Here is a 21206-nt window from a genome sequence, read left to right as displayed (position 1 = left end):
CAAAGGTTTCAACCATGCTGCGTCTGCCATGGGCTATCCTGCATGCCCACCCCAGACAAGGCGCACCATGCTGGTCATTTCCAACAGCATTCATCTGCCTGACGACGAAGTCGAACTCACCGCGATCCGCGCCCAGGGCGCGGGCGGGCAGAACGTCAACAAGGTGTCCAGCGCCATGCACCTGCGCTTCGACAGCCAGGCGTCGTCATTGCCGCCGTTCTACAAAGAGCGCCTGCTGGCCCTGCGTGACAGCCGCATCACTGCCGATGGCGTGGTGATCATCAAGGCCCAGCAATATCGCACTCAGGAGCAGAACCGCGCCGACGCCCTGGAGCGGCTGGCGGAGCTGATTCGTTCGGCGGGTAAAACCGAAAAGGCCCGGCGCCCGACCAAGCCGACCCTCGGCTCGAAAAAGCGTCGGCTGGAAGGCAAGACCAAGCGCGGGGCGATCAAGGCGGGCAGGGGCAAGGTCGACTTCTAATCCCAGTGCGGGGCGAAATCCGGATTGGCCAGGCGCTCGCCGCGCTCCAGCTTGGCGATGGCGGCCATGTCCTGTTCGCTGAGCGTCAACTGCAGCGCCCCCAGGTTGCTTTCCAGGTTGGCGCGTTTGGTCGACGACGGAATCACCGCGAAGCCCTGCTGCAGAGCCCACGCCAGCGCGACCTGAGCCGGATTGGCGGCGTGCCTGGCGGCGATGTCCTGGATCACCGGATCGGTCATGACCTTGCCGTAGGCCAGCGGCATATAGGCGGTCAGGTGAATGCCATGCTCCTTGGCGAATTCGACTACCTTGCGGTTCTGCAGGAACGGGTGGACTTCCACCTGGTGGGTAGCGATCTGATCGGCGCCGACCACTTCCATGGCCTGTTGCAGGTGCGCGTTGGTGAAGTTGGAGACCCCGATCAGTGCGGTCAGGCCAGCGGCCTTGGCCTCCAGCAGCGCGGCCATGTATTCGGCCACCTGGATTTCATCCTTGGGCGAAGGCCAGTGGATCAGCGTCAGATCGACCTGATCGAGGCGCAGCTTGCGCAGGCTTTCTTCCAGGCTGGGGATCAGTTTGTCTGCGCCCAGGTTGTCGACCCAGATCTTGGTGGTGACGAACAGTTCGCTGCGCGGCACGGCGCTTTCGGCGATGGCCTGACCCACTTCTGCCTCGTTGCCGTAGATCTGCGCGGTGTCGATATGCCGGTAGCCAAGCTCCAGGCCGTTGCGTACCGAGTCGATGACCTGCTGATCCTTGAGGCGGAAGGTGCCGAGGCCGAGGGCGGGAATCTGCTGCATTGAGAGGCTCCTTATATGGAATGGACGATTGTCTGTAGCTGACAGCGCTGTCCAGAGGTTGTTGCGCTGGATTCGTGAACCAGTATGTAGCGTGGACTTATGCGGAAAAACCGCGTCTCATGCAGAACATATTTGACCTGCACTCACGAATGGCGCCCATGAAGACCACCCTCGACGAACTCCTTGCCTTCAGCACCGTGGTGGCCAGCGGTTCCATCAGTGCCGCCGCGCAGCAACTGGGGCAGACCGCTTCGGGCATTAGCCGGGCTCTCAGTCGGCTGGAAGAAAAGCTCGATGTCACGCTCTTGCAACGTACTACCCGACGTCTGGAACTGACCGAAGAAGGTCAGGCTTTTCTCGTCCAGGCACGGCGCATTCTCGATAGCGTCGAGGAGGCCGAGGAGCAGATGCGCGTGCGTCGGCAGACGCCGGCCGGGCGGTTGCGCATCAACGCTGCCGCGCCGTTCATGCTGCATGCGGTGGTGCCGCTGGTGAAGGGCTTTCGTGAGCGTTATCCGAATATCGAACTGGAGCTGCACAGCAGCGATGAAATAATCGACCTGATCGAGCAGCGCACCGACGTGGCGATCCGCATCGGCCCGCTGCGCGACTCGACACTGCATGCCCGGCCACTGGGTAGCAATCGCCTGCGCGTGCTGGCCAGCCCGGCTTATCTTGAAACCCATGGTGTGCCGGCCAGCGTCGAGGCGCTGAAAGCGCACAGCCTGCTCGGCTTCACCCAGCCGGAAAGCCTTAACCAATGGCCGTTGCGTCATCCTTTGGGCGATAGATTGACCATCGAACCCAGCCTGCAGGCATCCAGTGGTGAAACGTTGCGGCAATTGGCTCTGGCTGACGCCGGTATCGTCTGCCTGGCGGATTTCATGACCCATCGCGACCGCGCCGCTGGTGATCTGGTGCAGATCCTGACGGCGCACACCGTGGAAGTCCGTCAGCCGATCCACGCCGTCTACTACCGTAATACCGCGCTCACTTCGCGCATCACCTGTTTTCTCGATTACCTGAGCAGTCAGCTGGGTGCGACGGCTTGAGTTTTTGCGGTTTCGGGCGTGCAAGGAGCGGGTGGCTTTTCGGGCCGGTTTTCGCCGTTTCGGGGCGTTGTCGATGCGCGCCCGAGCGCCCGATTTTACTGGGCTACAGCGCATATCGAAGGGGCCGCGGATATAGGTGGAACTGGCTGTCTGCCACAGGGGTCTAGGATTATGGTTGATAAGGAGATACCAAAATGACCACATCCCCATTCTTTCGTCGTCTGGCTGCCATGCTGGCAGTGTTCCATGTCCTGATGATCGTTCAGGTTCCACTCGCCAATGCCGCGATGATCGGTACGGGTGAAGTGCTCACCGAGCAGCAACAGCAGGTCGACCGTCAGCAACTGCTGTCGATGCTCGACGATCAGCAGGTCAAGGAAAAGCTGCTCGCCATGGGTGTCGAGCGTGATCAGGTGGAAAACCGCATCAACAACCTGACCAGCGCCGAACTGTCGCAATTCAATGCGCAACTGTCTGAAGCGCCGGCCGGTGCCGGTGTAGTTGGCGTGATCGTGTTGTTCTTGGTGATCTTCATCATCACCGATATGCTCTGCGCCACAAACCTCTTCAGTTTCGTGAAATGCATAAATCGCTAAGACCACTACTCGCTTCACTTCTGATCGTCCTGCTCAGTGCATGCGCCAGGTCTCCGGTTCTTTCACCGGAGGCCGAGCGCCTGCCTGAGCGAGTCGAACTCAGCAGCGTTCCCTTTTATCCGCAGACTGCCTACCAGTGTGGGCCGGCTGCCTTGGCGACCATGCTCAACCAGCGCGGTGTGCTGACAACGCCAGGTTTCCTGCAGAACCAGGTCTACATCCCGGGTCGCGAAGGCAGCCTGCAGGTGGAAATGGTCGCTGCGGCGCGCTCCCACGATCTGCTCGTCTACCCGCTCAAGCCGAAGCTCGATGCGCTGCTTGCCGAAGTGGCCGCCGGCAACCCCGTGCTGGTGCTGCAGAACCTGGCGTTCGACTGGTACCCGCAGTGGCATTTCGCGGTGCTGGTGGGCTACGACCGCCGCGAGCAGACGCTCATTCTGCGCTCCGGTACCACGCGACGCTGGGTGACCGACTTCGCCGCATTCGATAAAACCTGGGCGCGAGGCAGTCGCTGGGCAGTCGTGACAATGTCCCCGGACACGTTGCCAGCTACCGCCGAACCGACCGTATGGCTCAAGGCCGCCGCAGACCTGGAAGAGGTCGGCCGCAAGGATGCCGCCCAGCACGCTTATCGCACCGCGACCCAGCGTTGGCCGGAGCAGGCCGTAGGCTGGTTTGCCCTGGCCAATAGCCGTTATGCCGGCGGTGACCTGCGCGGCGCCGAAACCGCGTTACGCGAGAGCGTCAGCCGCCAACCGGATTTCGCCGCGGGCTGGTTCAACCTGTCCCAGGTAATGGATGAGCGCGGCTGCAAGGCCGAAGCCACCAGCGCCCGTCAGTGTGCCCAGCGACTGGCGCCGGACGACGAACGCTTCAGCGTCATTGGCAAGCAAGGCAACGTATCCGGCCAATGCACGGCCCCCATTGCCTGCCCGGCCCAATAACGGATTCACGCAAAACAGAACGGCGCTCGATGAGCGCCGTTCTTGCAGGCGGGCTCATCCGGGTTAGGCTGCGGTAGGATGGGGCGGGGTGCGTATCTGACGCTCTTTTCATCCACGCATGGTTTCGTATCGTTGCCGGCTCGCCGTCTCGCGTGCGATCGCAACGGTGGAAAGATGAAGCGTTTTCCACCCTACGGGCGCGCTGGGCGCAACACACTACGACCATGCTTTCATCGCAGCAAACCCAAAAAACTCAGTTTTTTTAGTCAGTTAGCGAAAAAGGGTATTGACTCTTCAGCGCGCCTCCGTAGAATGCGCACCCACAGCAGGCACATAGCTCAGTTGGTTAGAGCACCACCTTGACATGGTGGGGGTCGTTGGTTCGAATCCAATTGTGCCTACCAAATTTAAAAATGGTCGCTTCGGCGGCCATTTTTTTTGTGACCACCATCCTTGGTGGTCACCCTCCGGGCCGTCGCTTCGCGACGTCAAAAATTTCTCCCGGAAATTTTTTGGCCGTCTTGTCAGGCGGTCATGATTCTGAAAGCATCCACCGTTTCACACCTTCCAGTGACTGCGGTTCTGTGGCCAGCCTCACGGCTCCTGCCTCTGTATGGCAGATACGCCACCGGATCGCTTACTGGCTCATCCCAACCCACGTGGCCTTTGGTAGAGGTCACCACTAGGAGAGGAGGCGCCATGCCCATCATTACTCTTCCCGACGGCAGTCAGCGTTCGTTCGATCACCCGGTATCCGTACTCGAGGTGGCGCAATCCATTGGTGCCGGTCTGGCGAAAGCCACCGTTGCCGGCAAGGTCAATGGCCGTCTCGTCGACGCCTGCGACCTCATCGAAACCGATGCGACCCTGCAGATCATCACGCCCAAGGACGACGAGGGTGTGGAAATCATCCGTCACTCCTGCGCCCACCTGATCGGCCACGCGGTCAAGCAGCTGTACCCGACTGCGCGCATGGTCATCGGCCCGGTGATCGACGATGGCTTCTATTACGACATCGCCTACGAACGCCCCTTCACGCCGGATGACGTCACCGCCATCGAAGCGCGCATGAAGGAGCTGATCGACAAGGACTACGACGTCATCAAGAAAGTGACACCGCGCGCCGGCGTCATCGACGTGTTCCAGTCCCGCGGCGAAGACTACAAACTGCGCCTCGTCGAAGACATGCCGAACGAGCAGGCCATGGGCCTGTACTACCACGAAGAGTACGTGGACATGTGCCGTGGTCCGCACGTGCCCAATACCCGCTTCCTCAAGGCATTCAAGCTGACCAAGCTGTCCGGCGCCTACTGGCGTGGCGATGCCAAGAACGAGCAGCTGCAGCGCATCTACGGCACTGCCTGGGCTGACAAGAAGCAACTGGCGGCCTACATCCAGCGCATCGAAGAAGCCGAGAAGCGCGATCACCGCAAGATCGGCAAACGCCTGGATCTGTTCCATACCCAGGAAGAAGCGCCGGGCATGGTGTTCTGGCACCCCAATGGCTGGACCATCTACCAGGTGCTCGAGCAGTACATGCGTGGCGTGCAGCGCGAAAATGGCTACCAGGAAGTCCGTACCCCACAGGTCGTCGACCGTGTGCTGTGGGAAAAGTCCGGGCACTGGGGCAACTACGCCGACAACATGTTCACCACCGAGTCGGAAAGCCGCGACTACGCCATCAAGCCGATGAACTGCCCGTGCCACGTGCAGATCTTCAATCAGGGCCTGAAGAGCTACCGCGAGCTGCCGCTGCGTCTGGCCGAGTTCGGCTCCTGCCACCGTAACGAGGCGTCCGGCGCGCTGCACGGCATCATGCGCGTGCGCGGCTTCACTCAGGACGACGCGCACATCTTCTGCACCGAAGAACAGGTGAAGAAAGAAGCGGCCGACTTCATCAAGCTGACCCTGCAGGTATACTCGGACTTCGGTTTCAGCGACATCAAGATGAAGCTCTCCACCCGTCCGGCCAAGCGCGTCGGCGATGACGCCTTCTGGGATCGCGCCGAGAAAGCCCTGGCCGACGCTTTGAACGATGCTGGCCTGCCGTGGGAATACCTGCCGGGCGAGGGCGCGTTCTACGGCCCGAAGATCGAATTCACGCTGCTCGACTGCCTGGGCCGCGCCTGGCAGTGCGGCACCCTGCAATACGATCCGAACATGCCGCAGCGTCTGGAAGCGAGCTACGTTTCCGAAGACAACAGCCGCAAGGTTCCGGTCATGCTGCACCGCGCGATCCTCGGTTCCTTCGAGCGTTTCATCGGAATTCTGATCGAGCACTACGAAGGCGCATTTCCGGCTTGGCTGGCGCCAACCCAGGCGGTGGTGATGAATATCACCGACAAACAGGCCGATTTCGCCCTCGAAGTGGAAAAAACGCTCACTCAAAGCGGCTATCGTGCCAAGTCCGACTTGAGGAACGAGAAGATAGGCTTTAAAATCCGCGAGCATACTCTGCTCAAGGTTCCCTATCTGCTGGTCATCGGGGATCGTGAAGTCGAGACGCAAACTGTCGCTGTGCGTACCCGTGAAGGTGCCGACCTGGGCTCCATGCCCGTCGCCCAATTCAATGAGTTGCTCGCACAAGCGGTTTCCCGGCGCGGTCGCCAAGATTTGGAGTAATTATTATTAAGCGTGAAATGAGACAAGATAAACGAGCTGCACCGAAGGCCCCGATCAACGAGAATATCTCGGCACGCGAGGTTCGGTTAATTGGCGCTGAGGGCGAGCAGATTGGCATCGTCTCGATTGATGAAGCGCTTAGAATAGCCGAAGACGCCAAGCTGGATCTGGTGGAAATTTCTGCGGACGCATTGCCGCCGGTTTGCCGGATCATGGATTACGGCAAGCACCTCTTCGAAAAGAAGAAGCAGGCAGCGATTGCCAAGAAAAACCAGCACCAGCAGCAAATTAAAGAAATCAAGTTTCGTCCAGGGACGGAAGATGGGGATTACCAGGTAAAACTTCGCAACCTGGTACGTTTCCTGATGGAAGGGGACAAGGCCAAGATCTCTCTGAGATTCCGTGGTCGTGAGATGGCCCACCAGGAGCTGGGTATGGAACTGTTGAAGCGGGTCGAAGCTGACCTGATCGAATACGGTACCGTCGAACAGCATCCTAAGATGGAAGGACGCCAACTGATGATGGTCATCGCTCCCAAACGCAAGAAGTAACCTCCAGGGCACGGCAGGCCTTATGGTTATCTATATCAACTGAATGCGGAGTATCCGAACATGCCAAAGATGAAAACCAAAAGCGGTGCGGCTAAGCGTTTCCTGAAAACCGCCACCGGCTTCAAGCACAAACACGCTTTCAAGAGCCACATCCTGACCAAGATGTCGACCAAACGTAAGCGTCACCTGCGCGGCAGCACCATGGTGCATCCGTCTGACGTTGCAAAGGTCGCGCGCATGCTGCGCGTTCGTTAATCTCGGTCAAGATAGAGGAAATTACTCATGGCTCGTGTTAAGCGTGGCGTTATCGCTCGTGCTCGTCACAAAAAAATTCTGAAACTCGCTAAAGGCTACTACGGTGCACGTTCGCGCGTATTCCGTGTTGCCAAGCAGGCTGTCATCAAGGCTGGTCAATATGCCTACCGTGACCGTCGTCAGAAAAAACGTCAGTTCCGCGCTCTGTGGATCGCTCGTATCAACGCTGGTGCTCGCGTCAACGGTCTGTCCTACAGCCGCTTGATCGCTGGCCTGAAAAAAGCGTCGATCGAAATCGACCGTAAGGTTCTGGCTGATCTGGCAGTGAACGAAAAAGCGGCGTTTGCTGCGATTGTCGAGAAAGCGAAAGCCGTACTGGCTTAAGTCCCCGACAATCACCGGGTTTCGGCCCGGTGCTAAACGTCACCAATAGGGGAAGAGCCTTCAAGCTCTTCCCCTGTTTCGTATCTGGAGTCTGTAAATGGAAAATCTGGATGTGCTGGTCTCGCAAGCGCTTGAGGCCGTCAGCCACACCGACGATGTGAACGCCCTGGAGCAACTGCGGGTTCACTATCTGGGCAAGAAAGGCGAACTGACCCAGGTGATGAAGACTCTGGGCAACCTGTCTGCCGAAGAACGTCCCAAGGCGGGCGCTCTGATCAACTCGGCCAAGGAGCGCGTCCAGGACGCCCTCAACAGCCGTAAAGAGATTCTCGAATCGGCCGCGCTGAGCGCCAAGCTCGCCGCCGAACGTATCGATGTCACCCTGCCGGGCCGTGGCCAGGCATCGGGTGGCCTGCACCCGGTTACCCGTACCCTGGAGCGCGTCGAGCAATTCTTTACGCGCATTGGTTACGGCATCGCCGAAGGCCCCGAAGTGGAGAACGACTACCACAACTTCGAGGCGCTCAACATTCCGGGCCACCACCCGGCGCGTGCCATGCACGACACCTTCTATTTCAACGCCAACATGCTGCTGCGCACCCATACCTCGCCGGTGCAGGTGCGCACCATGGAGTCCCAGCAGCCGCCGATTCGTATCGTCTGCCCGGGCCGCGTGTACCGTTGCGATTCCGATATCACCCACTCGCCGATGTTCCACCAGGTCGAAGGCCTGCTGGTCGACGAGGGCGTGAGCTTCGCCGACCTCAAGGGCACCATCGAGGAATTCCTCCGCGTGTTCTTCGAGAAGCCCCTGGGCGTGCGCTTCCGCCCTTCGTTCTTCCCGTTCACCGAGCCATCGGCCGAAGTCGACATGCAGTGCGTGATGTGCAGCGGCAAAGGCTGCCGCGTGTGCAAGCAGACCGGTTGGCTGGAAGTGATGGGCTGCGGCATGGTGCACCCGAACGTGCTGCGCATGTCAGGCATCGACCCGGAAAAATACTCCGGCTTCGCCTTCGGCATGGGCGTCGAGCGCCTGGCCATGCTGCGCTACGGGGTAAACGACTTACGGCTGTTCTTCGATAACGATCTGCGGTTCCTGGCGCAATTTCGCTAGTACCTCTCGCATTTTGTAATCGAATCGGATCAGGAGAACAGACAGTATGAAATTCAGTGAACAGTGGCTGCGCAGCTGGGTCAGCCCGCAGGTTTCCCGTGACGAACTGGTCGCGCGCCTCTCCATGGCCGGCCTCGAAGTCGACAGCGTCAGCCCGGTGGCCGGCGCCTTCAGCGGCGTGATCGTGGGCGAGGTGCTGAGCACCGAGCAGCATCCGGACGCCGACAAACTGCGTGTATGCCAGGTCAGCAACGGCAGCGAAACCTTCCAGGTGGTGTGCGGCGCGCCCAACGTGCGCCCCGGCCTGAAGATCCCGTTCGCCATGATCGGCGCCGAACTGCCTGGCGACTTCAAGATCAAGAAGGCCAAGCTGCGCGGCGTCGAATCCAACGGCATGCTCTGCTCGGCCTCCGAGCTGCAGATCAGCGAAGACAACGACGGCCTGCTGGAACTGCCGGCTGATGCGCCGGTAGGCCAGGACATCCGCGAGTACTTCGAGCTGAATGACGTCAGCATCGAAGTCGACCTCACTCCGAACCGCGGCGACTGCCTGTCGCTGGCTGGTCTGGCCCGTGAAGTCGGCGCCTTGTACGATGTGCCGGTAACCCGCCCGCAAGTCGCCGCAGTCGCCCCGGCCCACGACGAAGTGCGCCCGGTCGACGTGCTCGCCACCGAGGCCTGCCCGCGTTACCTGGGCCGCGTGGTGCGCAATGTCGATCTGTCCAGGCCGACCCCGCGCTGGATGGTCGAACGCCTGCGCCGCGCCGACGTACGCAGCATCGACGCCGCGGTAGACGTCACCAACTATGTGATGCTCGAACTCGGCCAGCCAATGCACGCCTTCGACCTCGACGTGATCCAGGGCGGCATTCGTGTGCGCATGGCCGAAGAGGGCGAGAAGCTGGTACTGCTCGACGGCCAGGAAGTCAGCCTGCGTGCCGACACCCTGGTCATCGCCGACCACCAGCGCGCCCTGGCCATCGCCGGCGTGATGGGGGGCGAGCACAGCGGCGTCAGCGACAGCACTCGCGACCTGTTCCTCGAAAGCGCCTTCTTCGACACCATCGCCGTCGCTGGCAAGGCCCGTTCCTACGGCCTGCACACCGACTCCTCGCACCGCTTCGAGCGTGGCGTGGACTGGCAACTGGCCCGCGAAGCCATGGAGCGCGCCACTGCGCTGCTGCTGGAGATCGTCGGCGGCGAAGCCGGCCCGATCATCGAAGCGGTCGATGCCGCTCAACTGCCGAACATCGCACCGATCAGCCTGCGTGCCGAGCGCGTCGAGCAGATGCTCGGCCTCAAGCTCGATGACGAGCTGATCGTCAAACTGCTCGGCGCCCTGGGCCTGGGTATCGAAGCCCAAGGGGCAGGGCAGTGGCTGGTCAAAGTGCCGAGCCACCGCTTCGACATCAGCCTGGAAGTCGACCTGATCGAAGAGCTGGCCCGCCTGTACGGCTACAACCGCCTGCCGGTGCGTTACCCGCAGGCGCGTCTGGCACCACAGACCAAGGCCGAGGCCGTGGCCGATCTGCCGGCGCTGCGCCGTCTGCTGGTAGCCCGTGGTTACCAGGAAGCGATCACCTACAGCTTCATCGATCCCAAGCTGTTCGAACTGTTCAGCCCGGGCGTGCAGCCACTGACCCTGGCCAACCCGATCTCTGCCGACATGGCCGCCATGCGCGCCTCGCTGTGGCCGGGCCTGGTCAAAGCCGTGGAGCACAACCTCAACCGTCAGCAGTCGCGCGTGCGCCTGTTCGAAAGCGGCCTGCGCTTCGTTGGCCGGCTGGACGAACTCAAGCAAGAGCCGATGCTGGCTGGCGTGATCACCGGCAGCCGCCTGCCGGAGAGCTGGGCCCATGGCCGTGACGGCGTGGATTTCTACGACGCCAAGGCAGACGTGGAAGCCCTGCTGGCTGCAGCTGGCGACATCGGCAGCTTCGCCTTCGTGCCGGGTGAGCACAGTGCCCTGCATCCGGGCCAGACCGCACGCATCGAGCGGGAAGGGCGCCTGGTCGGCTACGTGGGTGCCATCCACCCGGAGCTGGCCAAGACCCTGGGCCTGGATCAGCCGCTGTTCCTGTTCGAGCTGGTGCTGAGTGAAATCACCCAGGGCCGCATGCCGGCATTCAAGGAACTGTCGCGCTTCCCCGAAGTGCGCCGCGACCTGGCTTTGCTGGTCGACCGCGACGTGCCAGCCCAGCATTTGCTGGCCGATATCCGCGAGCAGGCCGGCGAATGGCTCACCGACCTCAGGTTGTTTGATGTTTATCATGGTAAAGGCATTGATCCGCTTAGAAAAAGCCTCGCCGTTGGCTTGACCTGGCAGCATCCATCGCGCACTCTAAATGACGATGAGGTGAGCACCGCAACCCAGAACATCCTCACCTCCCTGGAACAAAGGTTCAACGCCACGTTAAGGAACTAGCGTATGGGGGCTCTGACGAAAGCTGAAATGGCCGAACGTCTGTACGATGAGCTGGGCCTGAACAAGCGAGAAGCCAAGGAACTGGTGGAACTCTTCTTCGAAGAAATCCGCCAGGCCCTGGAACTCAATGAGCAGGTGAAACTCTCAGGCTTCGGTAACTTCGATCTGCGCGATAAGCGTCAGCGCCCCGGTCGTAATCCAAAAACAGGGGAGGAAATCCCTATCACGGCCCGCCGTGTAGTGACTTTCCGCCCCGGCCAGAAGCTCAAAGCCAGGGTCGAAGCATATGCTGGAACCAAGTCATAACGACGAACTACCTGTCATACCCGGCAAACGGTATTTCACGATCGGCGAGGTCAGTGAACTCTGTGCGGTCAAACCGCACGTGCTTCGTTACTGGGAGCAGGAGTTTCCGCAGCTAAACCCGGTCAAGCGCCGCGGCAACCGTCGGTATTATCAGCGCCAGGATGTGCTGATGATCCGCCAGATCCGCGCCTTGCTGTACGACCAGGGCTTCACCATCGGCGGTGCGCGACTGCGCCTGACCGGCGACGAAGCCAAGGACGACACCACCCAGTACAAGCAGCTCATCAAACAGATGATCGCCGAGCTGGAAGATGTCCTCCACGTACTGCGCAAATGATTTTCGTGAAGAAAAACCTTCCGTAATTCAGATGCTTAGTTTATAGTTCCTCCCGCTTTCGGCTAACGCCAAAGGCACCAGTAACACCCGTCGGGGCGTAGCGCAGCCTGGTAGCGCACTTGCATGGGGTGCAAGGGGTCGAGTGTTCGAATCACTCCGTCCCGACCAAAAAACCTCAAGAAATCCAGTCACTTAGCGGTGACTGGATTTTTTTATGCCTGGTGGTTTTTGAGGGCTTCCGATTTTTGCCCCACTTTTTGCCCCACCGCGGGTTTTCACCCTATGAATGCCGACTCCGGTCGAGCGTTAACCGCAACGGTCAGCCATGTGCCTTTGTCCCAACGAGGTGCTGATTTCGCCTGTTCCTCTAGTGCCTCTTCGAGGCGAGCTTGCTTTCCTGGTTCCAGGTCGAGTTGGGGGGTATGGGGCATGGTCGCATCGGCGATAGTGCTCCGGCGCAATGACAACCCTCGATCGTGTCCCTGCGAGTGGTGTTTCTGGGTCTGAAGGAACGAGGGTGCGCAGGTGGAGCCAGCATCCTGGGTGGCGTATACTGCTGTTACGTTATGAGCATGTACTTCCTTGTAAATTCTTTTATAAACAGTCTATTGCGTATTTTTTATGGGTAGGTGAGAGACAGCATGATTACCGAAGAACGCTTGAAAAGGGCTATCGCGTTGCGCAAGGACAATGTGTTCCTGCGTTCCGAGTTCGCTCGTTTTGGCAGCCCGGCCCAGCTCTCCCGAGCCTTGAGGCAGCTCATTGCTGAAGGTGTGCTGGTCAAGCTGGGGCTGGGTGTGTTCGCCAAAGCTAAGCCCAGTGCGTTGACCGGCAAACCCATCCCTGTGCAACCCCTCGAGGTGTTGGCACCGCTGGTTCTGCAAAAGCTTGGTGTCAAGGTGAAGCCTTCTCAGGCAGTGCGCGATTACAACTCGGGTACTTCCCAGCAACTGGCTGCTGGCATTGTGCTGGACACCGGACGCCGCCGGATTACCCGCAAGCTGGGTTTCGGCAAGCAGACGGTAGCCTATGAAAGCCATCACGCCTGACCAGTCCGAACTGATCGAGTCGGTATTGGCTGAACTCGATGTCGGCCTGCTGACTGCCAGCATCCTGGAGAAGGATATCCACGTCACGGATGCCTTGCGCGCCTTGCTGGGCATGGAGTATCCCGCAACCCATCTGGTGTTCTGCGGCGGTACCAGCTTGTCCAAGGCATACGGCCTGATCGAGCGCATGTCCGAAGATGTGGATCTCAAGGTTGTGTTGGACGAGCCGAGCCTCGGTGGCGCCTCCGCAATCAAAAAGCATCTGAGCCATTTGAAGGTGGAGCTGGCACGGCGGCTGGAGTCCATGGGATTCGTCGAGGAATCGCAGCAGCGTATTGCCCGTAACCAGAATCGCTATTTCGCTACCCGATGGCAGTACCAACCTCGCTATGGGCATGACGCCAGCCTGAGACCCTACCTGAGCCTTGAGCTTACGGTTCGTAGACCACAGTTCGCCACTACGCGCCAGCCCCTGGATTACTTGGTAGAGCGTTTGGCGTCATGTTCCCAGCCTATGGGGCAAATCGAGTGTGTGGCAGTTGAGGAGACCTTGGCGGAGAAGGTGATTTCTTTTTTGCGTCGATATGCTCAACACCGAGCGGGTGCCATGCATCAGGACTGGGATCGGACGTTGGTCAGGCATATCTATGATGTCTTTTGCATTTGTAGAGCGGACTCAAAGATTACCGAGCGGGCAGTCGCGGGGTTTCAGGCCCTTGTGGCGTTCGATGTTCAGGAGTTCGGCCAGCAGTTTCCGCCGTTCGCTTCCGAGCCCAAGGCAATCCTGTCCGCTGCGCTGGAGCAGGCCGAGAAGGATCCCGCGATTCGCGAGGACTATGAAGCACGTTTGCTGCCGCTGGTGTTCGGCTCGGTCAGGCCTGGTTTCGATGATGCCTACGGCGTATTCCGCCGACAGGCTGAGCTCTTGATTGATGTATTGTGACCCGCCTATGACGCCGTTGTGTGAGTGGATAAATCCAATATTTTGCTTGTTATATGGCCAAGTCCGGCCATAAGCCTGGAATTCGTGGAGTTATGTTGGAGGCCGGGTTGATCCCGTTTCCGGGAAGGGCATGAGCCCCTCCCGAGGCATGTGCCGTCGAAGCCATCTATGCGCAATGCCTGCGTGAGAGCGCCATCGATACTCCGGACACCGAGCGCTTTGAGTTGCCGAATGGACAGCTGTCTTCGCTACCCATCGATTCCGACCGTCATAATGGCATGCGTGTCCCCATGCAAAGCCTTGCCGCCTTTACCGGCGCGCTGGATTACACCAGTTTCTTACGAGCGACCCAGTACTGCTGCAGCGACGTGCGGGAGAAGGCGGTTGCCTTCGAGCGGATCGTGTTCAACGTGGCGTTCAACAAGCGCGATGACCACCCCAAGAATTTTGCCTACCTCATGTCTTCTAGCGGCCAATGGAAGCTGGCCCCGGCTTACGACGTGACTTTCTGCGAAGGGCCGGGCGGATACCACCAGATGGACGTGATGGGGGAGGCGCTTCGTATCACGCGTAAGCATCTGCTCAGGCTGGCTGTGGAGGAGGCGGATCTATCGTCCCGGGACGCCGCCGACGTCATCGAGCGGATCTGCCAGGTAACCAGCAGTTTTACTGCCAGCGCCAAGCGCCAGTTTCCTCGTAGCATCACCCGAGACACGCCGCACACGATTCAGGCACGCATCGACGACAATATTGCGCGGCTCAGTTAGCAAGCTTTGCCTCGGTTATTGTGATAGGGCGGCGCGCTCGGCCGATAACGCCCTGCTTACGATCCTTGAAGGCGTCGGTCAGCTTCTTGCTGAAGGCGTTCTACAACAGCACCAGTAGCCAATAAGCGGGAAGCGGGCGTATTTCAGCCTATCGCATCTCCATCGTCTGTTTTTCTCAGGCCACCACAAGACCTCGTTGGTTCGTTTTGTCGCAGGTCGGCATAGTGGTTTCGATGCTGGTGAGGTAGGGGCAGGGGTGTATACTTTGGCAAATTTTGTCAAAGGCGGACGAAGCCATGAGTACCATGAACATCTCCCTGCCGGACGCTCTCAAGAGCTTCGTCGATGACCAAGTCAGCCAGCGAGGCTACAGCACCAGTAGCGAATATGTGCGGGAGCTGATTCGCAAGGATCAGGATCGGCAGCACCTGCGTGGTCTGCTGCTGGCCGGGGCAGAGTCGGCTCCCACTGCTCCTGTGGATGGCGACTACTTCGAATCCTTGCGCGCCAGGGTTCGTAAGGCTCGGGGATGAAGGCCAAGCCGGTCATTCCGCGAGCCCTTGCCAGCCAGGATGTAGAGGACGCTGTCAGCTATTACCTGGGGGAGCAGGCCGAGCAGGCTGCACTCGGGTTTATCGATGCTCTGGAAAATGCCTATACCCACATCAGCCGCCATCCAGCCTCGGGTATGCCTCGGTACGCCCATGAGCTGGCTTTACCAGGGTTGCTCTACTGGCCGCTGAAACGCTATCCCTATCTGGTGTTCTACGTTGAACGCGATGACCGTGTCGATGTATGGCGCGTCTTACATGGCGTGAGGGACATTCCTGAATGGCTGGCTGAAAGCGCCTCCCACTAGATTCGTTGCGGTTGAGTTATGGGTGAGTGACTGCACTCTCTTTGAAGTCCAGTCATTTCAACATTCCTGAAGCTATTGCACTTGCGGTCGAATGGGCATGGGGCGAGCGCATGGATCAGTGCGGACTAAATTTCTGAATGACGTGAGTTTTGCACTGTATTCACTGATCTGAGCTAGCTATCAGTATCTGTCGAAGCTATCTCAGACACCGCTCTATCCCAAAGTCTTTCAGTATTAGAGGCCGGTCTTCTCAACCCCAGCGACAAGGTTCCCATTCTCTTGAGAACTTCATTGCGTTCGTTTTCGAATAGACTGATTGCTTTTTCTTTTATTGCATCAGTTGGAACATGGGCGGCATAGGGGTTGTCGAGTTGAAGTCTGATCTGTATCAGCTTCATGATTTGCAGTTCGAACTGGGTTTGCGTTGCCCTTAATACTTGTTCTATTTCCATGTTATCTTTCTCTAATTTCTTTATCTCCCTAAGGTGCGCTTCTTTTTGGAGTTTAAGTTTTTTCTTCGTCTCAGCGATTGCTTCTTTGTGTTCTTTGATCCGCTGTTGTTCATGCCCTATGAAGCTTTCAAGCGCATCCGTGATTGTTGAAAACATTTCATCAGCTATTTTATCCAGTGCACGCTTCGTATCATGCGATAGAATAAATGTATAACTTTTCCTCTCTGAATGTTTGCTCCTTGATTTCCTCTGGCGCCAAGCATTTCTTAGTTGTGACTCGATTTCTCGATTATTAGCGTCGTTTGCAAGGCTTGGCTGAGTTCCATATGGTTCAAATGCAGTGTTGTCAATGTAGCATTTTTTACTTCGTAAATACTCTCGAGCCCATTGTCTATCTTCTTTGGGGATTTTATTAATCCATGGAAATACTATAAGTTCATTCTGCATACTTTTTAACATAAAATAACCATACTAATTATTAGTGTTTTTGTGCCGTTACAGGTGCCGTTACAGGTGCCATTACAGGTGCCGTTACAGGTAGCGTTACGTGTAACACGTATGCCGGTTTTTCAGACGTTTTACCAGCCTTTTTTTGAGATTTCGCGGTGCGATTTTGTCTCAGCCCTATGGCCTAGCTTTCGAGGTAAGGGGGGAACGTGGCATTCACTGTATGGACAGAAAAGCGATCAATCGTGATAAGGCGCCTCACTCTGGTGAGCTTGAGCTACTGCCAGAGCGCTCTGGCTCTGACGGAGACTAAAAAATACTCACCAACCAATCCTCTGAATGAATTAGAGGAACCCGCTCATGAGAATAATTCGCCTGAAAGAAGTCTCCAACGCCACCGGGCTGGCGCGTTCGACCATCTACAAGTACGTATCAGAAGGGTTCTTTCCCAAACCAGTGCCTTTGGGCGACCGGTGTGTGGGTTGGCTGGAGAGTGAGGTACAGGGCTGGATAATTGCCAGGGTCGAAGAGCGAGATATGTGATTGTTGTCGTGCTGTCGGTTATGCCGTCAGTGATAATGGTATTTTCCCCGAGCAGCATCTGTTTCTTGTCGGTTTTCTCTGTGGCGTATTTCGTGGCCTTGGTCAGGGCAGTGCTCTCTAGCACTGTCGGTAATAGTAATATGCTTAATGAGAGGAATATATTTAATACTCGTGGTGGTTAGTTTATGTGACTAACCACTGGAGTATCTTAATGAACCGCCATCCTGAAAACAGCAATCTGCTTCTTCACCATGAGCCTCACTATCGAGGGCTCCCTATCCAGATGCAGAAAGGCCCCTTCATTGCCCAATATCTTGATCGTCTCTACACGACGGTGAGCCGTGCGCTTGATGAGTATTCGCGAGTGCTGGCCTTCAGGGTCGACCTTCGTTTTCCTGCAAGCACGGATCTGGCTGGTCTCGCCAATGCGAACCAGGCCCTCAACCGATTCTTCGAATCGCTCAAGGCTCAGATAAGGCACAACCGGCAGGTTGCCAGTCAATCGAACGAGCGTGTGCACGGAAGCAGCGTGAGGTATGTGTGGGCCAGGGAGTTGGGACGGTTGGGACGCCCTCACTACCACCTGGTGATTTTCTTGAACTGCGATGCCTACTGCAGCTTGGGCAAGTACGAGTTGGGCAGGGACAACCTGTTCAACCGACTTCACAAGGCGTGGGGAAGTGCGCTGGGGTTGCCGGTCGAGGCAGTCGCGGGTCTAGTCGAGCTGCCGAAGAATGCTGCCTACGTGCTACGACGTGACTGCTTTGCAGACATGGTGGACTTCTACAACAGGGCAAGCTACCTGTGCAAGGTTGCTACCAAGCAGTACGGTGACTGGCAGCATGCATTCGGATGCAGCCGAATCTAAAAAAGAACTGTCACCAGTTAGGGTCGAGCGGCCCCAATGATGGAGCTGCTCGGCTTTGGCTCTTGAGGTGGCGAGAAACAGGTTGGCTCAGGCTGCGATAGATTCCAGAGGCTGGCAGCGGTCTCCCAGCCGCTGTCGTGGCTCGCTCCAGCGACACTAATAAGCAGGGAGCAAGATGGCCACGCAAGTGCTTGCTGATACAGGTCTGCCAGTCGTCCCGGTACGGTGCTGTCTTGTTCCCCGATCAAATGCCGTTGGGGCATGGCTGCGAGCCGGTCACCGTAGTCCAGCGGATCCAGTGAGCCACTGAGAGGTGAGAGCCCTTTCATCTGCGCCCATAGCCTCGGGCTGAGGTTGCCCGCGATGGTCTGGACGAAGCTGACGTCATCGCGTTGTGCCGCCAGCAGCAATGCCAAGGCTGCACCTCCGGAGTATCCCACCAATTCGAAATCCCGGTTGCCGTAGCGCGTCTTGAGGTGATCCAGGGCCTGGCCGAGGCTATCCACGACTTCCTGGGAAAAGCGGCGGTTCGTCCAGAGTTCCGGTTTGCAACCTGGAGCGCTGACGAACTGGCAGGGGCGGGCCAAGTAGGCATTGGGATAAGGATCATTGGCTGCCAGCCTCGCCACCAGCAGGTTACGCGGGCTTGGATCCAGGCTGGGTTGCCTCGAGGTGATCCAGGCGTGGCCATCGCCCTCCAGGTAGACCCTGAGGCGCGTACCCGTCGGAACCTGTCGCGGCGAGAGCAGGGTAAGTGGATAGGACTGGCCCTGGAGGATTTCCAGTGCTCGACCCTGCTCATCAGCCAATTGCTGCAGGGCTTCATGGGGCGTCTGGCATCCAGCGAGAACGGCGCTGACCAGCAGCGCCATTGCCATTCGATAAAGGCCGGCCTGCTTGTACAGGCCGGATAGGTGGCTTCTCATCAGAAGTCGTAACGTACCTTGGCGCTGAAGGTGTCGGCGTTGAAGTCGGTCTTGCCGACATAGTCGTAGCTGAGACCCACGGTGATCGCGCCGAGACGGTAATCTGCACCAATACCTGCTTCATAGCTGTTGCGCACGGAGCCGGCACCCTGCGTCACGAACGGCGTGCCGCCCAGCAGGAAGGTCGAAGTGCTTTTCGCCTCGTCGGCGGCGAAGTCATGGTAGGCCATCAGCCTGGCCTGGGGTTGCAGGTTACCGCGTCCGAGCGGGAAGTTGCCTGCCACTCGCACGCCGGCACCCAGTTCCGCCACTTCGTAGCGTTGATCCTCGACCCTGAGCGCCGCGGACGAGCCTTTCTCGCGGTAGCCGTCGATATCCACCCGCGTGTAGCGGGCTGCCAGGCGAGGTTCGACCAGGAACCGGTCGTTCAGGCGGTAGGTGTAGCCGCCGACCAGGCTGGCGCCGAGGACGTTGCTATCGTAGTCGCCCTTGGCAGTTGTACCGGCGATACGACGCTTGCTCTCGTTGTCGTTGATCCCGTAGCTCAGGTTGGCATCGACGAAGTAGCCGCCCTGTTCGAAACTGCCGTACAAGGTGAGGGCGTTACCGTCGACATCGGTGGTGTTGCCGCTGTCACTGTTCACGCCGGTACGCAGAAAGCTGTAGGCCACGCCCAGGGTGAGCTGATCGCTGAGCTTTCCGTCGGCACCGATGGCGATGCCGCGGCTGTAGGCGTTGAAGCCGGCCACACCGTCGCGCAGATCCTGGCTGGCGTCGCTGTACAACGCCTGTGCCCAGACGCCGGTGCCCTGGAAGGCGTCGCCGGATGAGGCACCGCGCAGGCTGCTGGTGCGGTTGCCGGTGACATTGCTGACCAGGGTCTGGCCGCTGGTGGCGGCCTGGGTGGCACCGCCATTGACCTCTGGCGTCAACTGCTCGGCCAGCGCCTTCAGCGTGGCAGGATCCTGCGACGCATTCACGTAGGCCTGGAATACCGGATCGTTGGGGTTGTTCTGCGCCAGGCCGGTGACTACCTGGCTGAACGCCGCCCCGGCCCGCTGGGCATTCGGCGTGCCACCCACGTTGCCGATCTCTTCGCCCACTTCTTCCTCGGCCTTGGTGCTGACCTTGGCCACGATCTGGTTGTCCTCGATGGTGAAGGTATCGACATTCAGCAGCGCCGAGCGGCTGGTGACGTCGAGACCTGCATCCTCCAGGGTGCTGGCCTCTACCAGGGTGTAGGTACTGCCAGCGGCCGTGAAATCGCTGCCCCGGGCTGCCAGTTGGATCTGCGAACCGCTGGCGAATGCCGCGGTGCCGGAGACTGCGACCACTGCCTTGCTCGGGTCGGTGGCGCTACTCAGATTGAGGCCCAGCGCGGCGTTCTCCGCGACATTCAGGTTGCCCTGGATGATCGTATGCGGCTGCTCGAACTCCAGGCGAGCGGCCGAGCTGCCACCCACCTGCACCCAACCGCCATTCTTCATGCGGATATGGGCGCCGTCCTCCGTGGCATCGTTGCCTGTGAAGGCAACCTGGCCGGTGATGTCGATACCGGTCAGGTCGATCAGGTTGCCAGTGATGCTGCCCTGATCCCACAGCAGTTTGACGTCGCCGCTGGCGAAGGAAGCGTCGATGGCTTCATCCCGGGAGACGATGGTGCCGCTGTTCTGTATCACCAGCGTATCGACGGCGTCGGTACTGTCGATGTCGAAGGTGCCGATCTCGATGGCTGCATCGTCGGACTGGATCAATCCCGTGTTCAATACTTGTACTGGCGATCCGGCAAAACTGACGCCATCCAGTTTGATCGGGGTGGCGTCCTCGCCACTGGCAACGATGCTGCCGTGATTTTCGATGCCGCCGAGGTCGGCGCGATCGCCTACGGCATTAGCCGTAGCCAGCAGGCCGGAAGCGTCTTCTCCGCTGACCTGGATCAAGCCATGGTTGATCAGCTTGCCGGCGATGCTGCCTCCCTCGAGCAGGATGCCGGATGCTTCTTCGCCATCGGCCAGGATTTTGCCGCTGGCCGCATTGATCAGGTCACCGTGAATGGCGGCGGAATCGACCCGTATTCCCGAAACCCGCTCGCCCGTCATCGTAAGGCTGCCGTTGTTGATCAGATCGCCCTGTACCCGGGTCGTCGATCCGGCCGATGAAGGATCGGAGTCGTCTCCAGCAGAGGCTAGGTCGACGGCATTGAGCTCGTTGCCGGTCGCATTCACCGAGGCGTCGAGCACCAGGTCATCGTTGAAGACATCGCCATGGAACTGCAGCGGCTGGACGTCCTGGTTGGAGAAGGTACCCGTGACTTCAACGCGGTCGGCATAGGTGTTGCCTGCGCTGTGGATTCCATCGTTGGTCAAGGTGAGGGCCTGGGCCGCCAGCGGGAGAGTACTGGCGGAAATGGCAAGTGCCAGAAGCCGTTTGCGGTAGGTAGGGGGTGTCATTGTGTTGCTCCTTGCATGACTGCGTGTGGGTGTTG

At 58.9% G+C, this 21206-nt stretch carries 22 protein-coding genes, 2 tRNA genes and 1 pseudogene; 21 read left to right on the top strand and 4 right to left on the bottom strand.

Annotated elements, in window-relative coordinates; translation table 11 throughout:
- Positions 1-67: 67 nt before the first annotated feature.
- The gene (arfB, locus tag DNK06_RS13425; protein WP_042552863.1) at positions 68-481 is read left to right on the top strand and encodes an alternative ribosome rescue aminoacyl-tRNA hydrolase ArfB; all 414 of its coding nucleotides are present in this window, start codon (positions 68-70) and stop codon (positions 479-481) included.
- Here the strand turns inward: arfB and dkgB are convergent.
- Complete coding sequence (gene dkgB / locus DNK06_RS13420; RefSeq protein ID WP_131180497.1) at positions 478-1281, bottom strand: 2,5-didehydrogluconate reductase DkgB; 804 nt, start codon at positions 1279-1281, stop codon at positions 478-480. The two genes, arfB and dkgB, sit on opposite strands and share 4 nt — an antisense overlap.
- 158 nt (positions 1282-1439) lie before the next feature.
- Between dkgB and DNK06_RS13415 the strand changes: the two genes are divergently transcribed.
- The 18 genes and pseudogenes from DNK06_RS13415 (at position 1440) to DNK06_RS13330 (ending at position 15485) form a co-directional block, all read left to right on the top strand.
- The gene (locus DNK06_RS13415) at positions 1440-2333 is read left to right on the top strand and encodes a LysR family transcriptional regulator (RefSeq protein WP_131180496.1); all 894 of its coding nucleotides are present in this window, start codon (positions 1440-1442) and stop codon (positions 2331-2333) included.
- 194 nt (positions 2334-2527) lie between these two features.
- Positions 2528-2929: a PA2779 family protein gene (locus tag DNK06_RS13410; RefSeq protein ID WP_131180495.1), complete on the top strand. Its 402-nt coding sequence runs from the start codon at positions 2528-2530 to the stop codon at positions 2927-2929.
- Complete coding sequence (locus DNK06_RS13405; RefSeq protein WP_131180494.1) at positions 2914-3873, top strand: PA2778 family cysteine peptidase; 960 nt, start codon at positions 2914-2916, stop codon at positions 3871-3873. Before DNK06_RS13410 ends, DNK06_RS13405 begins: the two co-directional genes overlap by 16 nt.
- A 327-nt stretch (positions 3874-4200) precedes the next feature.
- Positions 4201-4277, top strand: a tRNA-Val gene (locus tag DNK06_RS13400).
- 295 nt (positions 4278-4572) lie between these two features.
- Entirely contained in the window at positions 4573-6495 is a 1923-nt protein-coding gene (gene thrS / locus DNK06_RS13395) for a threonine--tRNA ligase (RefSeq protein WP_131180493.1), read from the top strand.
- Positions 6495-7046, top strand: a complete 552-nt coding sequence (gene infC / locus DNK06_RS13390; RefSeq protein ID WP_207390023.1) for a translation initiation factor IF-3 — start codon at positions 6495-6497, stop codon at positions 7044-7046. Before thrS ends, infC begins: the two co-directional genes overlap by 1 nt.
- Before the next feature lie 60 nt (positions 7047-7106).
- Positions 7107-7301, top strand: coding sequence for a 50S ribosomal protein L35 (rpmI, locus tag DNK06_RS13385; RefSeq protein WP_042552869.1), 195 nt, complete (start codon positions 7107-7109; stop codon positions 7299-7301).
- A gap of 27 nt (positions 7302-7328) precedes the next feature.
- Positions 7329-7685: a 50S ribosomal protein L20 gene (gene rplT / locus DNK06_RS13380; protein ID WP_003461224.1), complete on the top strand. Its 357-nt coding sequence runs from the start codon at positions 7329-7331 to the stop codon at positions 7683-7685.
- Between the two features lie 97 nt (positions 7686-7782).
- On the top strand, positions 7783-8799 hold the full coding sequence (gene pheS / locus DNK06_RS13375) for a phenylalanine--tRNA ligase subunit alpha (RefSeq protein WP_070883499.1): 1017 nt from the start codon (positions 7783-7785) through the stop codon (positions 8797-8799).
- A 46-nt stretch (positions 8800-8845) separates the two neighbouring features.
- Positions 8846-11224, top strand: coding sequence for a phenylalanine--tRNA ligase subunit beta (gene pheT / locus DNK06_RS13370; protein WP_131180491.1), 2379 nt, complete (start codon positions 8846-8848; stop codon positions 11222-11224).
- Positions 11225-11227: 3 nt separating this feature from the next.
- Positions 11228-11530, top strand: a complete 303-nt coding sequence (ihfA, locus tag DNK06_RS13365; protein WP_013791841.1) for an integration host factor subunit alpha — start codon at positions 11228-11230, stop codon at positions 11528-11530.
- On the top strand, positions 11511-11867 hold the full coding sequence (locus DNK06_RS13360; RefSeq protein WP_084303926.1) for a MerR family transcriptional regulator: 357 nt from the start codon (positions 11511-11513) through the stop codon (positions 11865-11867). Before ihfA ends, DNK06_RS13360 begins: the two co-directional genes overlap by 20 nt.
- Positions 11868-11958: 91 nt before the next feature.
- Positions 11959-12035 (top strand) — tRNA-Pro (locus DNK06_RS13355).
- Positions 12036-12508: 473 nt separating this feature from the next.
- On the top strand, positions 12509-12916 hold the full coding sequence (locus tag DNK06_RS13350) for a DUF6088 family protein (RefSeq protein WP_131174551.1): 408 nt from the start codon (positions 12509-12511) through the stop codon (positions 12914-12916).
- Positions 12897-13859 carry a nucleotidyl transferase AbiEii/AbiGii toxin family protein gene (locus DNK06_RS13345; protein ID WP_131180490.1) on the top strand — a complete coding sequence of 321 codons (963 nt, stop codon included), beginning with the start codon at positions 12897-12899 and terminating at the stop codon, positions 13857-13859. The genes DNK06_RS13350 and DNK06_RS13345 overlap by 20 nt, the downstream gene beginning before the upstream one ends.
- Positions 13860-14002: 143 nt before the next feature.
- Positions 14003-14626: pseudogene (locus tag DNK06_RS13340) on the top strand (HipA domain-containing protein); the annotation flags it as partial.
- Between the two features lie 296 nt (positions 14627-14922).
- Positions 14923-15159 (top strand): type II toxin-antitoxin system ParD family antitoxin, encoded by a 237-nt coding sequence (locus tag DNK06_RS13335; RefSeq protein WP_131180489.1) that lies wholly within the window; start codon positions 14923-14925, stop codon positions 15157-15159.
- Complete coding sequence (locus tag DNK06_RS13330; protein ID WP_131180488.1) at positions 15156-15485, top strand: type II toxin-antitoxin system RelE/ParE family toxin; 330 nt, start codon at positions 15156-15158, stop codon at positions 15483-15485. Before DNK06_RS13335 ends, DNK06_RS13330 begins: the two co-directional genes overlap by 4 nt.
- A 173-nt stretch (positions 15486-15658) precedes the next feature.
- Here the strand turns inward: DNK06_RS13330 and DNK06_RS13325 are convergent, their stop codons facing one another.
- Complete coding sequence (locus DNK06_RS13325; RefSeq protein WP_131180487.1) at positions 15659-16396, bottom strand: hypothetical protein; 738 nt, start codon at positions 16394-16396, stop codon at positions 15659-15661.
- A gap of 348 nt (positions 16397-16744) precedes the next feature.
- Between DNK06_RS13325 and DNK06_RS13320 the strand changes: the two genes are divergently transcribed.
- Both DNK06_RS13320 and DNK06_RS13315 read left to right on the top strand, forming a co-directional pair.
- Positions 16745-16927 (top strand): helix-turn-helix transcriptional regulator, encoded by a 183-nt coding sequence (locus DNK06_RS13320; RefSeq protein WP_131174546.1) that lies wholly within the window; start codon positions 16745-16747, stop codon positions 16925-16927.
- A gap of 211 nt (positions 16928-17138) precedes the next feature.
- Positions 17139-17795, top strand: coding sequence for an inovirus Gp2 family protein (locus tag DNK06_RS13315; RefSeq protein WP_131180486.1), 657 nt, complete (start codon positions 17139-17141; stop codon positions 17793-17795).
- 17 nt (positions 17796-17812) lie between these two features.
- On the opposite strand, the gene DNK06_RS13310 is transcribed toward DNK06_RS13315, so the two are convergent.
- Positions 17813-18721, bottom strand: a complete 909-nt coding sequence (locus DNK06_RS13310; protein ID WP_165493625.1) for an alpha/beta hydrolase — start codon at positions 18719-18721, stop codon at positions 17813-17815.
- Entirely contained in the window at positions 18721-21171 is a 2451-nt protein-coding gene (locus DNK06_RS13305) for an autotransporter family protein (protein ID WP_131180485.1), read from the bottom strand. Before DNK06_RS13305 ends, DNK06_RS13310 begins: the two co-directional genes overlap by 1 nt.
- Between the last annotated feature and the right edge of the window lie 35 nt (positions 21172-21206).

This window comes from Phytopseudomonas daroniae (genome assembly GCF_004327285.1).
In the GTDB taxonomy this organism is placed as follows: Bacteria; Pseudomonadota; Gammaproteobacteria; order Pseudomonadales; family Pseudomonadaceae; genus Aquipseudomonas; species Aquipseudomonas daroniae.
The sequence above is the reverse complement of the archived record's forward strand: the minus strand, read 5'-3'. Positions and strand labels throughout refer to the sequence as shown.